The 14,031-nt window shown below is 72.2% G+C and carries 18 protein-coding genes; 11 read left to right on the forward strand and 7 right to left on the reverse strand.

Annotated features, from left to right (window positions below):
* Positions 1-37 precede the first annotated feature (37 nt).
* Both AC3EU2_RS10005 and AC3EU2_RS10010 read left to right on the forward strand, forming a co-directional pair.
* Positions 38-274 carry a hypothetical protein gene (locus AC3EU2_RS10005; protein WP_488176149.1) on the forward strand — a complete coding sequence of 79 codons (237 nt, stop codon included), beginning with the start codon at positions 38-40 and terminating at the stop codon, positions 272-274.
* Entirely contained in the window at positions 271-1,101 is an 831-nt protein-coding gene (locus AC3EU2_RS10010) for a class I SAM-dependent methyltransferase (RefSeq protein ID WP_488176150.1), read from the forward strand. Before AC3EU2_RS10005 ends, AC3EU2_RS10010 begins: the two co-directional genes overlap by 4 nt.
* 82 nt (positions 1,102-1,183) lie before the next feature.
* On the opposite strand, the gene murJ is transcribed toward AC3EU2_RS10010, so the two are convergent.
* The 3 genes from murJ to AC3EU2_RS10025 are packed head-to-tail and all read right to left on the reverse strand — an operon-like array spanning position 1,184 to position 4,569.
* The gene (gene murJ / locus AC3EU2_RS10015) at positions 1,184-2,881 is read right to left on the reverse strand and encodes a murein biosynthesis integral membrane protein MurJ (protein ID WP_488176151.1); all 1,698 of its coding nucleotides are present in this window, start codon (positions 2,879-2,881) and stop codon (positions 1,184-1,186) included.
* 30 nt (positions 2,882-2,911) lie between these two features.
* Positions 2,912-3,865: a mycothiol synthase gene (gene mshD, locus AC3EU2_RS10020; protein ID WP_488176152.1), complete on the reverse strand. Its 954-nt coding sequence runs from the start codon at positions 3,863-3,865 to the stop codon at positions 2,912-2,914.
* Complete coding sequence (locus tag AC3EU2_RS10025; RefSeq protein ID WP_488176153.1) at positions 3,862-4,569, reverse strand: winged helix-turn-helix transcriptional regulator; 708 nt, start codon at positions 4,567-4,569, stop codon at positions 3,862-3,864. The genes mshD and AC3EU2_RS10025 overlap by 4 nt, the downstream gene beginning before the upstream one ends.
* 50 nt (positions 4,570-4,619) lie before the next feature.
* Between AC3EU2_RS10025 and AC3EU2_RS10030 the strand changes: the two genes are divergently transcribed.
* Both AC3EU2_RS10030 and AC3EU2_RS10035 read left to right on the forward strand, forming a co-directional pair.
* A complete protein-coding gene (locus AC3EU2_RS10030; RefSeq protein WP_488176154.1) occupies positions 4,620-4,862 on the forward strand; it encodes a MoaD/ThiS family protein in 243 nt (80 codons plus the stop codon).
* A 16-nt stretch (positions 4,863-4,878) separates the two neighbouring features.
* Positions 4,879-5,718, forward strand: coding sequence for a hypothetical protein (locus AC3EU2_RS10035; protein WP_488176155.1), 840 nt, complete (start codon positions 4,879-4,881; stop codon positions 5,716-5,718).
* Positions 5,719-5,752: 34 nt separating this feature from the next.
* On the opposite strand, the gene AC3EU2_RS10040 is transcribed toward AC3EU2_RS10035, so the two are convergent.
* Positions 5,753-6,124 (reverse strand): hypothetical protein, encoded by a 372-nt coding sequence (locus AC3EU2_RS10040; RefSeq protein ID WP_488176156.1) that lies wholly within the window; start codon positions 6,122-6,124, stop codon positions 5,753-5,755.
* Between the two features lie 46 nt (positions 6,125-6,170).
* Positions 6,171-6,539: a DsrE family protein gene (locus AC3EU2_RS10045; protein WP_488176157.1), complete on the reverse strand. Its 369-nt coding sequence runs from the start codon at positions 6,537-6,539 to the stop codon at positions 6,171-6,173.
* 35 nt (positions 6,540-6,574) lie between these two features.
* Between AC3EU2_RS10045 and AC3EU2_RS10050 the strand changes: the two genes are divergently transcribed.
* Positions 6,575-7,084 carry a heme-binding beta-barrel domain-containing protein gene (locus AC3EU2_RS10050; protein ID WP_488176158.1) on the forward strand — a complete coding sequence of 170 codons (510 nt, stop codon included), beginning with the start codon at positions 6,575-6,577 and terminating at the stop codon, positions 7,082-7,084.
* A gap of 260 nt (positions 7,085-7,344) precedes the next feature.
* Here AC3EU2_RS10050 and AC3EU2_RS10055 read toward each other — a convergent pair whose 3' ends face one another.
* A complete protein-coding gene (locus AC3EU2_RS10055; protein WP_488176159.1) occupies positions 7,345-8,373 on the reverse strand; it encodes an LCP family protein in 1,029 nt (342 codons plus the stop codon).
* Between the two features lie 57 nt (positions 8,374-8,430).
* On the opposite strand from AC3EU2_RS10055, the gene AC3EU2_RS10060 reads away from it, so the two are divergent.
* The 4 genes from AC3EU2_RS10060 to AC3EU2_RS10075 all read left to right on the forward strand — a co-directional run bounded on the left by AC3EU2_RS10060 (position 8,431) and on the right by AC3EU2_RS10075 (position 12,042).
* Positions 8,431-8,850, forward strand: a complete 420-nt coding sequence (locus tag AC3EU2_RS10060) for a Fur family transcriptional regulator (protein WP_488176160.1) — start codon at positions 8,431-8,433, stop codon at positions 8,848-8,850.
* A complete protein-coding gene (gene ygfZ / locus AC3EU2_RS10065; protein ID WP_488176161.1) occupies positions 8,847-9,881 on the forward strand; it encodes a CAF17-like 4Fe-4S cluster assembly/insertion protein YgfZ in 1,035 nt (344 codons plus the stop codon). The genes AC3EU2_RS10060 and ygfZ overlap by 4 nt, the downstream gene beginning before the upstream one ends.
* Before the next feature lie 64 nt (positions 9,882-9,945).
* Positions 9,946-10,788 carry a beta-keto acid cleavage family enzyme gene (locus AC3EU2_RS10070; RefSeq protein ID WP_488176162.1) on the forward strand — a complete coding sequence of 281 codons (843 nt, stop codon included), beginning with the start codon at positions 9,946-9,948 and terminating at the stop codon, positions 10,786-10,788.
* Between the two features lie 78 nt (positions 10,789-10,866).
* Entirely contained in the window at positions 10,867-12,042 is a 1,176-nt protein-coding gene (locus tag AC3EU2_RS10075) for an IS30 family transposase (protein WP_488176163.1), read from the forward strand.
* A 149-nt stretch (positions 12,043-12,191) separates the two neighbouring features.
* On the opposite strand, the gene AC3EU2_RS10080 is transcribed toward AC3EU2_RS10075, so the two are convergent.
* Positions 12,192-12,719: a DUF4395 domain-containing protein gene (locus AC3EU2_RS10080; RefSeq protein WP_488176164.1), complete on the reverse strand. Its 528-nt coding sequence runs from the start codon at positions 12,717-12,719 to the stop codon at positions 12,192-12,194.
* Between the two features lie 166 nt (positions 12,720-12,885).
* On the opposite strand from AC3EU2_RS10080, the gene AC3EU2_RS10085 reads away from it, so the two are divergent.
* Entirely contained in the window at positions 12,886-13,254 is a 369-nt protein-coding gene (locus AC3EU2_RS10085; protein ID WP_488176165.1) for a helix-turn-helix domain-containing protein, read from the forward strand.
* Positions 13,255-13,344: 90 nt separating this feature from the next.
* Positions 13,345-14,013: a hypothetical protein gene (locus AC3EU2_RS10090; RefSeq protein WP_488176166.1), complete on the forward strand. Its 669-nt coding sequence runs from the start codon at positions 13,345-13,347 to the stop codon at positions 14,011-14,013.
* The last annotated feature ends 18 nt before the right edge of the window (positions 14,014-14,031 follow it).

Raw genomic sequence — 14,031 nt, forward strand, 5'->3', positions numbered from 1 at the left:
CGACGGTGGAGGACATCCATCCCAGAAGGAGCAGATCATGACGAACCTCATCCGTGGCGCCACCCTGGCAGCCACTCTGACGTTCCTGCTGACGGGGCCGGGGGCGGCCTCGGCCCAGCAGTACCCCGGGCCCTACATCCGGACCCCGTTCGTCCCGGCGGACCTCAACAGCCGACCGCTGGAACGCGTCGGCCACCAGCTCGTGCGGAGCGACGACCTCACCGGAGCCGGGGTCCGCGCGCCGTCGCACATCCGGGTCGTGGGGTCACGATGACCACGGTTGAGCAGCTCGACGCCGACCGCGCGCTCAAGGACCGTCACCGGGCCATGTGGGCGCTGGGGAACTACGCCAGCGTGGCCGACGAGATCGTGGGCGACCTCGGCCGCGTGCTGGTCGCGGACGCCGGTGTGAGGTCCGGGCAGCACGTCCTCGACGTGGCGGCCGGCAGCGGCAACGCGTCCTTCCCGGCGGCGCGCACCGGTGCCCACGTGGTCGCCAGTGACCTCACCCCTGAGCTCCTCGAGGCCGGCCGAGCGCGGGCGGAGAGGGAGGGTCTGGACCTGGACTGGCGGGTCGACGACGCCGAGGCGCTGGGGCTGGCCGACGCGTCCTTCGACGTCGTGCTCTCCTGCCTCGGCGTGATGTTCGCCCCCCACCACGGTGCGGCGGCCGAGGAGCTCCTCCGCGTGGCACGGGCCGGGGCGACGATCGGGCTGCTCTCGTGGACGCCCGACGGTTTCATCGGCCAGATGTTCGCGGCCATGCGACCCTTCGTGCCCGCCCCGCCGCCGGGGGCCCAGCCGCCCCCGCTGTGGGGAGACGTCGGGCACGTGCGGTCGCTGCTCGGCTCCGGGGTGACCGAGCTGACGGCGCGCCGCGAGTCCGTCGTCGTCGACCGGTTCCGTCGGCCGGAGGACTTCCGGGAGTACTTCAAGGCCCGCTACGGACCGACCATCGTGGCCTACCGGGCCGTGGGCGAGGACCCGGGCCGTGCGGCCGAGCTGGATGCCGCCCTGGACGACCTCGCGCGTCGGCACCAGGGGCCTGACGGTGCGATGGAGTGGGAGTACCTCGTCGTGACCGCGCGACGGGCCTCCTGACTCCGACCGCGTGCCCGACGGGCCGCTGCCCCGGGACCACCGCACCCGCCGCGAACCGGCACCGTGCGGTGGTCCTGCGGGATCAGCGGGTGGGGGACAGGCGCCGCAGGACGGGGGCGAGCATGTCGTCGACCTCGCGGATCCGCATGAGCCTGGCGACGACGAGGAACACGACGCCGAGGACGAGCCCGCCGACGGCCAGCGAGACGCCCTGCAGGAGCCACTCGCTCGCCGGGTCGGCGACGAGGGACGCGGCGCCCCACGCGGCGAGACCCGCGAGCGTCGACGCCACGACCAGCCGGGCCCAGAGCCGGGTGACGACGGCCAGCCCGAGCCCGCCGAGCTGGCGCCGGGCGACGAGGAGGAACGCGGTCGCCGAGACGATGTTGGCCAGCGTGGCCCCGCCCGCGACGGTGGCGACGACGTACTCGGGCGGCGAGACCCACACGGCGACGGCGCAGGCGGAGAGGTTGACCGCCGTCATGAGGGCGACGAGCCAGAAGTTCATCCAGCCGTCCCCACGGGCGAAGCAGTAGCGCTGCTTGACCGCGGTGATGCCGAAGGGCAGCAGGCCGAACGCCATGAGGGCGAGGACGAGCGCGACGCTGCCCGGCTCGTCGATGCCCCGGCTCGGGTCGTACCGGATGCCGGGGAAGAGGGTGGCGGCCATGGGCCGCCCCAGGGCGATGAACGCCGCCGCGGCCGGCAGCAGCAGCACGGCGGGGCTGCTCATCCCGCTGAGCACGCGGCGACGCATGCCCGCGGTGTCGCCCTCCTCGTGGGCCCGTGACATGGCGGGGAAGAGCGCCGTGACGACCGAGGTCGTGATGATCGAGTGGGGGAGGATGTAGAGGCTGTACGCGAGGGCCTGCACACCGTTGCCCGGGACGCTCGCTCCGAGCGACTCACCCGGCGACATCACCCGGGTGCTGACGAACCCGTAGAACTGCGAGATGACGAGCGCCGCGACCGTCCACCCGGTCATCTTCGACATCTCGGCGAAGCCGTAGCCGCGCCAGCCGAACCGGGGACGGTAGCGGAACCCGGTCCTCCGCAGCGGCAGCAGGAGGCTGAGCCCCTGCACGGCGATGCCGAGGGTCGTCGTGAGGCCGAGGACGAGGATCATCTCGGTCGTCCACGTCGAGGCGGTCGGCTGCTGGCCCCACTGCCAGATGAACCAGACGAGCCCCACGATCTGGATGACGTTGGCCCAGGCGGGCGCCCACGCGTAGGCGAGGAAGTTGCCGCGCGCGTTGAGCACCTGACCGAGCACGGAGTAGAGCCCGTAGAAGAAGAGCTGCGGCAGGCAGAGGTAGGCCATGGTCGTCGTGAGCGACATGAAGTCGTCGCCGGCGCCGTCCTTGGTCAGCGCGCCGATGATCCACGGGGTCGCCGCGAGGCACAGCACGGTCGCGCCGCCGAGGACGAGCAGGCACAGCGTGATGAGGCGGTCGCTGAAGTCCTGGCCGCCGTCCTTGCGCATCATCGCCTTGGTGAACTGCGGGATGAGCAGCGCCGAGATGAGCCCACCGTTGATGAGCACGTACAGCTGCGTCGGCAGCGAGTTCGCGATGGTGAACGAGTCGAGGGCGACGGCACCACCGACGACGCCGGTGAGCAGCGCGGCCCGCACGAAGCCGAGGATGCGTGAGCCGAACGTCCCGACCGCCATGATCGCGCTGTTGCGGGCGACGTCGTCACCGGTGCCGCGAGCGGCGGCCGCGCCGGCAGCGGCACCCTCGGGATCGGCCTCCGCACCTTCGGGGCGGGTCTCGGTCACGTGCTCTCCCTCGTCGTGGACCGGGCCACTCTACGGCGCGGGCGGACGACCGTGGACGACGTGGAGGGTGGCGTCCACGAACCCCTGACGGCGGTACGTCGCGAGCGCTCGCGTGTTGTCGCCGTCGACGTAGAGCTCCACCGTGTCGTCGCCCTGACGGGCGAGATGTGCCGTACCCAGCGCGGTGAGCGGGCCTGCCAGACCACGACCCTGGTATGCCGGGTGCACCCCGACGACGTACACCTCCCCGCGGCGCCCAGCTCCTTCGTCGCTGCCCGCCGCGTGGGCCCGCCCGACCAATGTCCCGGGCTCACGCTTGGTCCAGTGGAAGGCCGCGAGCGGATGGGCGCCGTCCTCGTCGGAGACCGTCGTGTCCTCGACGAGGAGGAACCCGGAGGCGTCGAACCACTCCTGGCTCATCCGGTCGCGCAGGTCCTCGAGGGTGATGGAACCCTGCTCCGGGTGGGAGGCGAACGCCAGCCGGTTGACCTCCAGCCAGGCCTGCTCGTCGCGGCCCGGCTCGAACGGCCGGACCGAGAAGCCCTCCGGCAGCGCCGGGTCCTCACGGTCGGCGGCGGTGAGCGGCCGGCTCATGTGGTGCAGCTCCCGAGTCGGCACCAGCCCCTCGGACGCGGCGAGGGCGCGCGCCCCGGGCAGGTCGCCGTGCGCCCACACGCCGGTCGCGCCACCGTCGAGGAGCGCCCGCAGCAGCGCCCGCCCGACGCCGCGACGGCGGGACGCCGGGTCGACGACGAGCTCGGCCGAACCGGCCACGTCGCGAGCCGCGTAGCCCACGGGACCGGACTGACCGGCATACGCAAGGAGGTGGGTGACCGACGCGCGCGGTGAGGTGAGGGCGAGGCGGAACGCCTCGGAGATCGCGCCGACGCCGTCGGTCTCGGCGGCGCGACCGGCCAGGGCGAGCACGGCGGCTGCGTCGGTGTCGTCGAGGTGGGTCGACCCCTCGACCCGCACGTCGCTCACGAGGTCGCGACCTCGTTGGCCGCCGCCTCGGCCTCCTCGGGGACGAAGCGGTAGCCGACGTTGCGGACCGTGCCGATGAGCGTCTCGTGATCCGAGCCGAGCTTGGCCCGCAGCCGACGCACGTGGACGTCGACGGTCCGTGTGCCGCCGAAGTAGTCGTAGCCCCAGACCTCCTGGAGCAGCTGGGAGCGGGTGAAGACGCGGCCCGGGTGCTGGGCGAGGTACTTCAGCAGCTCGAACTCCTTGTAGGTGAGGTCGAGGACGGCGCCGCGCAGGCGCACCGAGTAGCTCGCCTCGTCGATGACGAGCACGCCGGCGGTGATCCGCACGTCGTCCTCGACCCCCTCGCCCTCGAGCACCCGGGCGATCGCGAGCCGCAGCCGCGCCTCGACCTCAGCCGGTCCGGCGCTGTCGAGGAGGACGTCGTCGACGCCCCACTCGGGCGTGAGGCCGGCCAGCCCGCCCTCGGTGAGCACCGCGAACAGCGGCGCCGACAGCCCGGTCGTTCGGATGACGCGGCAGAGGGAACGCGCCATCGCCAGCTCGCGCCGCGCGTCGACGAGGACGGCGTCGGCCTTGGGGGCGTCGATGAGGGCGGTCGGCTCCGCGGGGAGGATGCGAACATGGTGGGTCAGCAGGCCCAGAGCAGGCAGCACCTCGGCGCTCGGCGCCAGGGCGTTGGTCAGCAGCAGGAGGTGGGCCATCACGCACAGGATAGGTGGACATGACCCCGACGGACGGTTCTCACCGCGTCATGAGACCGGTGACCCTGCGCTACTGGGCGGGTGCCCGTGCGGCCGCCGGCGTCTCCGAGGAGACCCTCGTGGCCGGCCCGCTCGTCGGTGACGTCCTCGACGGTGCCGTCGCGGCCCATCCCGCGCTGCGCGAGGTCGTCGCCGTCTGCTCGGTCCTCGTCGACGGACGTGCGGTCGGCCGGGACATCGAGGTCCCCGAGGGCACGGTCGTGGAAGTGCTCCCGCCCTTCGCCGGTGGGTGATGGCAGGATGCCCACCGTGGATGCGCCCGAACCCGTGAGCGAGTCGCGCGCCGCCCGCCGGGCCGCGCGCGAGCAGCGCCGACACGACCCGGTCCTCCCGCCGATCGCCACCGAGCGCCGCGTCGCCGTGGTGCTCGCGACGATCGTGTTCGCCGCGCTGCTGGCGCTGGCGACGACCGCGGACCACGCCCTCGGCGCGGCAGCGGTGGCCTGGGGCGGGCTCGCGCTCGCCTGGGGCTGGCCCGAGCTGCTGGGCTCGTCGAGCCGGTTCGGCTCCTCGTTCGCGATCGGACTGGCGGGGGTGCTGGCGCCCGCCGTCGTCGCCCTGACCCCCGACGAGCCGTACCTCCGCCACGTCCCGGTGGTCGTGGCGGGCGCGATCCTCGCGATGTTCCTGCACCAGATCATGCGCCGGGACGGGCGACCGCGGCTCACCCAGTCGGTGTCCGTCGGCGCCGCCGGCATCGGCATCGCGGTCATCGGTGCGGCCTGGGTCCCGCTGGGTCGCACGTTCGGGGGTCGTGACGTCGTCGTCGTCGTGGCGCTCGCCCTCGCCCTGTCGGCCGTGGCCGACCTCGCCGCGCCCAGCGACCGGGCGCGCCCCTGGATGCTGCCCGCCGCAGTGGTGCTCGGCCTCGCCGCCGGCGGCGCGAGCGGTCTCCTCATCGAGGAGGTGGGGGTGTTCGCCGGCCTCGTCCTCGGCCTCGTCGCCGCGGGGCTGGCGCACGTCATGCGCCGGGTGCTGTGCGTCCTCTCGCCCATCCGCGGCCTGCGCGGACAGCTCACCGCCGCCGCGGCGTCCGTGCTCGTCACGGGCGTCCCGGTCTCGATCCTCGCGACGATCCTCGTCGGCTGAGAGCGCCCCCGGTGGGCCCGGATGGGCCCGGGGCTCAGCGCAGGGCGACGACGAGGCTCAGCGCCGCGAGCGCGACCGTGACCGGCACCATCACCCGACGTTCGGACTCGCTGCGCGAGGCGGCGTTGAGACCGATCCCCAGCACGAAGTACGCGAGGACCACCCACATGCCCACCCGGGAGAAGCGGTCCGTGACGACGTCCACCGCCCCGGCGCGGTCGAGGGCGAGCACAGAGATGAGGACGTAGGTCGCGATCCCGAGGGCGCTCCCGACCCGCAGCCCCGTGGGGAGCACCCGGTGCTGACCGCCCCAGGCGAACCGTCCCAGCGGCGCGCCCAGCGCGAGGGCGAGCTGGAAGAGCGCCAGCAGGACGAGCAGGACGGTGAGGAGCACGGCAGCGGTCACGGCCCGAGCCTAGGAGCGACCCGGCAGCCGGCCGGTCGCCGGGCCGTCAGTAGACGATCGCCTGCACGTCCGGGCGCAGGATCTCCTCGACGTATGCCGCCGCGCCCCGGATCGTCGCGGGCTCCAGGAGGTCGTCGGGGCCGATCTGTCGCCGGGCGGCGCACTGACCGCAGACGGTGACGGTCGCGCCGGCGAGCAGGCCGTCGCGGAGGTCGGCGAGCGGTGCGCCGTGCGGCAGGTGGAGCTCCTCGGCGCGGCCGGGCACGGCGAGCCAGGTGGCCTCGCCGGTGAGCCACAGGCTGACCTCGGCCCCGGCGGCGAGCGCGGTGGTGGCGACGGTGAGGCCCTGGTTGAGGCGCTCGAGCTCCTCCGCGCCGCAGGTGATCTTGACGACGAGCGGCCGGATGCTGGTCATGGGTGCTCCCTTCGGGAGCCACTACGATCCCACTCGTGGCCTTCCATCTCGACACCAACCTCCCGTCCGAGCTCGCCCCCCTCGCCTGGCTCGTCGGCAAGTGGGCCGGGGCCGGCGTCGTCGGCTACCCGACGATCGAGTCCGCCCACTTCGGCCAGGAGATCACCTGCTCGCACGACGGGCGCCCGTTCCTCGCGTGGCACAGCCGGACCTGGCTGCTCGACGACGCGGGGGAGAAGGTCCGCCCGCTGGCGACCGAGGTCGGCTTCTGGCGCCCGGTGCCCGAGGCCGAGGACGGCACCAACGTCGAGCTGCTGCTCACCCACCCGACGGGGTTCGTCGAGATGTATGCCGGTCACGCCCAGCCGGCGAAGGTCGAGCTCCGCACGGACGGGGTGATGCGCAGCCCGCACGCCAAGGAGTACACCGCGGCACACCGCATGTACGGGTACGTCCAGTCCAACCTCATGTGGGCGATGGACATGGCGGCGATGGGCCAGCGGCTCCAGTCGCACGTCTCCGCCGAGCTCCAGCGCGTCGAGTAGCCCCAGCCCCAGCACCCGACTTATTGCGCATTCTGGCCGTACAAACGCGACATAAGTCGCGTTTGTACGGCCAGAATGCGCAATAAGTCGCACCTCCGCACCTGCACCTCCGCACCTGCACCTCCGCACCTGCACCTCCGCACCTGCACCTCCGCACCTGCACCTCTGCCTCTGCACCTCCGCGGGTCAGGCGGGCGGGCGGGTCAGGCGGGCGGGTTGTACGGGCCAGGCGGGTGACGCTGGACGTCAGGGGATGACCGTCAGGGGATGACGGAGACGTCGGCGTACTCGTCCATCGTGTCCGTGCGCAGGGCCTTGCCCAGGGCGGCCATGCCGGACTCGTCGAGGATGTCGATCGAGCCGCCGTTCGGCGCGGTTCCGAAGCCGGTGAAGGGCGCCGTGATGAAGACGATGTCGCCGCTGCGGACGCCGCGCAGTGCGAAGGCCTCGCTGCGCATCGTCGCGACGGACAGGCCCTTGTCGACGACGAGGTTGTCGGTCGCCGCGTCGACGAACCGGGTCAGCGTGATCGGGTTGGTGACGACGTCGACGCTGATCGCCTTGAGCATGAGCGCCTTGATGAAGGCCTGCTGGCGGCGCCCGCGGGAGATGTCGCCCTCGGAGAGCTGGTAGCGCTCGCGCACGAACGCCAGCGCCTGCTCACCGTTGAGGTCGTTGAACCCCTCCCTGATGGCGAACGCGCCCTCGTTGCTGGCCTCCTCGGCGTAGACGCGGACACCGCCGACGGCGTCGGTCATCGCGCGGAAACCCTCGAAGTCGGTCTTCGCAACGTGGTCGATCTTGACGCCGAGCAGGTTCTGCATGGTGCTGACGAGCAGGGGCGCGCCGCCGTACGCGTACGCGGCGTTGATCTTGTCCTTGCTGCGGCCGGGGATCGGGACGTAGAGGTCACGCGGGAAGTGGATGAGCTGCACCGCGCTCTTGTCCTCGGGCACGTGCGCGAGGACGATGACGTCCGATCGGCTGGCCGTCTCACCGGGCCGCGCGTCGGAGCCGATGATGAGGTAGTTCTTGCCCACCTTCGCCTGGGGAATCGCGACGGTCGTGCCGTCGGGCAGGGTGGCCGACGGCGCCGCCTTGGGGAGGAGCGCCTCCTGGGTGATGTTGCCCGACACCTTCTGGTTGAGGAAGACGACGAACCCGCCCACCGCGACCAGCACGAGCGCGACGAGCGCGGCGATGAACGTGAGAATGCGCCGCCCCGTCCGGGACTTCCTCCTGGGGGCGGTGGCGGGGCGGCTGTCCTCGCCCGGGAACACGTCTAGCACGCGGTCAGTCTAGGTGGGCGATTCTTCGACCCCGGGCGACCGGCATACATTGGAGTGGTGAGTGACCTCGGCACCCGGCTCCGCGCCGCCGGCAGGCGGCTCACGCCCCAGCGCCAGCAGGTCCTCGCCGCGGTCGAGGCGCTCGGTCATGCCACGCCGGAGCAGATCGTCGACACGGTGTCGACGAGCGGCGCCTCGCCGATGGCACTCTCGACCGTCTACCGCTCGCTCGAGGCGCTCCAGGAGCTCGGTCTCGTGAGCCACACGCACGTCGACCACCGCGTCCCGAGCTACCACCTCACCACCCACGCCACCCACGTCCACGTCGTCTGCCGCGAGTGCGGCTCCGTCGAGGAGGCGCCGACGAGCGTGGCCGACGACCTCGTCGCCCGCCTCGACGACCGGCTCGGCTTCGAGGCCGACGTCACCCATGCCGCCATCCACGGCCTCTGCCGCACCTGCAGGAAGCAGCCATGACCGACACCACGACAGCCCTTCCCTCCTCACCGCTCCTCGGCCGCCCCGGCGCCGTCGCGGGTGACGGTGCCGACGCGGGAGTAGCGGCCCACTACGGCGACCCCAACCGGGAGCAGCGCCTGCTCGAGGAGGGCCTGGCCGTCGTCGACCTCTCGCACCGGGGCGTCGTCCGCGTCTCGGGTGCCGACCGCCTCACCTGGCTGCACTCGATGACGTCGCAGCACCTCACCGGGCTCGCGCCGCGACAGTCCGCCGAGTCGCTCGTCCTCTCGCCCAAGGGCCACGTCGAGCACGCCCTCCACGTCGTCGACGACGGGGAGTCCACGTGGATCACGGTCGAACCCGGCACCGCGCCCGCCCTCGTGTCCTGGCTCGAGTCGATGCGCTTCATGCTGCGGGTCGAGGTCTCCGACCTCACGGAGGGGTATGCCGTCCTCGGCGAGCCGATCTCGGCCGCCAGTGCCGAGGGCGAGCCCCTCGCCTGGGTCGACCCGTGGCCCGCGCTGGTCGGCGACACCGCGGCATACGGTCCGGAGACGGGGCACCCGGGGGAGTCGCGACGCTGGCGCGAGCTCATCGTCGCCCGCGCGGACCTCGAGTCCGCCGTCGGTGACCGGCCGCTCGCCGGGACGTGGGCCGCCGAGGCGCTGCGCGTGGCGGCGTGGCGTCCCCGGCTCGGGTTCGAGACCGACCACCGCACCATCGCGCACGAGGTCGACTGGCTGCGCACTGCCGTCCACCTGCACAAGGGTTGCTACCGCGGGCAGGAGACCATCGCGCGGGTGCACAACCTCGGCCGCCCGCCGCGTCGCATCGTCTTCCTCCACCTCGACGGCTCGGGGCACCTGCTGCCGGTCGCGGGGTCGGCCCTCACCCTCGACGGACGCGAGGTCGGCCGGCTCACGACCGTGGCGCGCCACCACGTCGACGGCCCGATCGCGCTGGCCGTGATCAAGCGCAACACCCCGGTCGACGCCGTTCTAGTGTCCGAGGGTGTCGCCGGGGCGCAAACCGTCGTCGTCACCCCCTGACCGCCGGAGGATCTGCGGCCACCGGGGTCCTCGGCGTCCCGATCGTCCTGACAGACTGGCGCCCATGGCCACCGCAGCGTCCGCGACCCTCATCACCGTCGCCCCCACGGGGGCCGAGCACGCCAAGGGCGACCTGCCGCAGCTCCCCACGACGCTGGAGGAGCTCGTGGAGACGGCGCGCACGTGCGAACGGGCGGGGGCGGCGCTCATCCACCTCCACATCCGCGACGCCGAGCACCGTCCGACCCTCGACGCCGGGCGGCTGCGCGCCGCGGTCGACGCAGTCCGCTCCGAGACCGACCTCATCGTCCAGCTGTCGACCGGGGGGTCGGTCCACGACCCGCTCGAGCAGCGGCTCACCGTGCTCGACGCCGAACCCGACTCGTGCAGCCTCACGTGCGGCACGACGAACTTCGGCGACGACGTGTTCCTCAACCCGTGGGGGTTCATGTCCAACCTCTACGTCCAGGCCCAGGAGCGTGAGGTCGTGCCCGAGTTCGAGCTGTTCGAGCTCGGCCACGTCCACGCCCTGCGCCGGCTCCTCGACACGCACGGGCTGCCGTTCGGCGGGAAGGTGCACGTCGACTTCGTCCTCGGGGTGCCGGGCGCGATGCCGGGGACGCCGGCCGCGCTGCTCGCGGGGGTGGCGATGCTGCCCGACGAGGTGACGTCATGGTCGGCGACCGGGATCGGGCGCACCCACCTGCCGGTGCTCGCCGCCGCGCTGTCCGCCGGGGGTCACCTCAGGGTCGGTATGGAGGACAACGTCGTCTTCGCGCGGGGCCAGGAGGTGCGGCACAACGTCGAGCTCGTGACGCGGGCGGCTGAGCTCTCGACGACGATGCAGCGCCCCCCGATGTCGACGACCCAGGCCCGCGAGCTCCTCGGCATCAAGCCCCGCCCCTGACCCCCGACTTATTGCGCATTCCGGCCGGGCGGGTTCAAGGGAGTCACGCAACACCTCGATCACGAGGAGTTGTTTGTCATGAGGGGTCGGCCGAGGGCGCCGCGGGAGCTGGATCGCCGGTTTTGGGCTGGGATCCGGGACGGGTTGAGCGTGGAGGATGCGGGCGGGTTGACGGGGCTGTCGTACAGGTGGGCCAGTCGCATCTTCCGGGAGGCTGGCGGGGTGAAACCCACGTCTGTTGCCGCCCCGGTTGGCCGGTACCTGTCGTTCTCGGAGCGGGAGGAGATCGCGGCGTTGGTCCATGCCGACCGCGGGGTACGGGAGATCGCCCGCCGGCTGGGGCGTGATCCGGGCAGCATCAGCCGCGAGCTGGCTCGGGGCGCGACCAGGCGCGGCTACCGTCCCTCGGTGGCCCAAGCCGCAGTCGATCGTGGCCGCACGGCTCCTCGCGCGGCGAAGCTGGCCACCAATCTCCGGCTGCGTGGGGAGGTCCAGGCCAGGCTGGAGCGGCACGAAAGCCCGGAACAGGTCGCTGGAAGACTGAAGGTCGACTTCCCCGACGAACCGGAGATGCGGGTGTCGCACGAGACGATCTACCAGTCGCTGTACATCCAGGCCCGTGGTGGTCTCAAGCGGGAGCTGACCGCGTGCTTGCGCACCGGCCGGTCGATGCGCCGACCACGCCGCCGCGAGGGTGAGCGCCGCGCGCGGATCCCGGACATGGTGATGATCAGCTCGCGCCCGCCCGAGGTCGAGGACCGCGCGGTGCCCGGACACTGGGAAGGCGACCTCATCCTCGGCTCCACCGCCTCGGCGTCCGCGGTCGGCACGTTGGTGGAGCGCACCACCGGCTTCACGATGCTGCTGCACCTGCCCGACAACCACGGCGCCCTGGCCGTGCAGGACGCGCTGGTGGCCAAGATGCTGACGCTGCCTGAACAGCTCAGACGGTCGCTGACCTGGGACCAGGGCAGCGAGATGGCACGTCACGCCCAGATCGCCGAAGCCACCGGTCTGGAGATCTACTTCTGTGACCCCCACTCGCCCTGGCAGCGCGGCACGAACGAGAACACCAACGGGCTGCTGCGCCAGTACCTGCCCAAAGGTAGCGACCTCAGCTTCTACGGGCCCGGGATGCTCGACAACATCGCCGCCGAACTGAACTCCAGACCCCGCAAACGCCACGCCTTCAAAACCCCAGCCGAGATGCTCAACGAACTACTGTCTGCGAACATCGCCAACGGTGTTGCGTGACTTCCTTGATTCCGCCCCGTACGCGACCGACCTATTGCGCATTCCGTCGTACGGAATGCGCAATAAGTCGGGGTCGCGGGGCCGGAATGCGCAATAAGTCGCCCCCGTCAGGCGCACGTCAGGCGGGAGTCAGGCCCGTCAGGCGCACGTCAGGCGGGGGTCAGGCGGGTTGGGGGGGCGGGGGCGGGGGCGGGGTTGCGGAGGGTGAGGTCGTTGCAGGCGGCGCAGGTCTCCTCGGGGATGACGCCGAGCCGCATGAGGTGGCCGAAGGCCCAGCAGCCCGCGCAGAAGCCGAGCGCCGACTCGAGCGTCGCGAAGACGACGAGCACGCCGACGAGCACCCAGGCGAGCCCGGTCGCCCCGAACCCGAGCGCGGCCACCGCCGCGCCGCCGCTCACCGCGAGGCCGACGGCCTGGGCGAAGCGCTTCGGCGGGCCCGGGACGAGCCGGGGCGCCCCGAACCGCGGCGCGATGGCGTGCACGGCGAGCCGTCCGAGCGGGCTGAACCGGGGTCCGGCCGCGACGCGCAGCGCGAAACCGACGGCGAGCAGGGCGGCCAGCCGCCACTGCTGGGTGAGCAGCGTGACGACGCCCAGCACGACCACCCCGCCGGCGACGACACGGGCGGCCTTCTCGTTGACGGGGTTGGGGAAGGTGAGGACGGCGGGGAGCGGCATAACGCAAGGTTAGCGAAACCCCAAGCACACGGCATACGCGTCTCACAGGACGAGGCGACCGCACGACCGCACCCCACCCCCGGGGAGGGCGCCGCGCGCCCCGTGTGGCGAGGCTCACGCTTGCCCGGGTTTGCACTTTGCTAACTAGAGCAAGCATAATGGAGACATGAGCCGGAACCCGCTGAACGACCTCGCCGGACTCGGCGACTACCTGCGCGAGCAGCGTCAGTCGCACAGTCTGTCGCTGCGTCAGCTCTCCGAGCTCGTCGGCATCTCCAACCCGTACCTGTCGCAGCTCGAGCGAGGTCTCAAGCGTCCCAGCGCCGAGATCCTCCAACAGCTGGCCAAGGGACTGGAGGTGTCCGCCGAGACGCTCTACGTCAAGGCCGGGATCCTCGACGAGCACCCCGTGCGCCAGGACGAGACCCCGACCGTACGGGACGCCATCGCTGCCGACCCCGACCTCACCGACCGTCAGAAGGTGACGCTCATCGACGTCTACGACTCGTTCGTCCGCGCCGACGCCAAGCCCTAACCGGCCGGCCCGGCCCCCAGCACCAGCACCAGCACCAGCACCAACCCACCACCCAGACCCAGCACCACCCCACCTCACCCAGGAGTGAACATGGCCACCAAGACCACCACCAAGACCACCTCCGCCACCCCGCTGTTCGCCGTCGTCGGCGCCACGGACCTGGCCGTCGAGCGTGCCCGTGAGGCCCGCCTGCGCGCCGACAAGGTCCGCAGCGAGCTCGCCCCGGCCGCGGTCCAGAACCGCGCGCAGGTCGTCCTCGGCGAGGCCAAGGCCTTCCCGACCAAGGCCCTCAACCAGGGCGTCGCGACCGTCGACCAGGTCGCCAAGGGCTACGAGGACCTCGCGGACCGTGGCGAGAAGCTCGTCACCCGGATCAAGAACCAGAAGGCCACCAAGGACCTCGTCGCCCAGGCCGAGACCACTCTCGCCCTCGGCAAGGGTGCCGTCACGACCGCCCGCAAGGCCGTCCTCGACATCCGCACGTCGGCCCTCGCCACGATCACCACCGGTCGCCACGAGGCCGCCCACGTCGCCGAGATCGTCGTCGACACCGTGGCCGAGGACGCCGCGTTCGCCGCGACCGACATCAAGGCGTCCGCGAAGCGCACCCGCACCGCCGCCAAGCGCACCAACACGACGGCGACCAAGGCCGCCAAGCGCACGACCTCGTCCGCCAGGGCCACGACGACGAGCGCTCGCAAGACCGCCGCCACCTCGACCAAGGCGACCGCCAAGGCCGCCGAGAAGGTCGGCAGCTGACCTCGCCCCACACTCGGG

It is taken from the genome of Knoellia sp. B-D-2 (assembly GCF_057714695.1).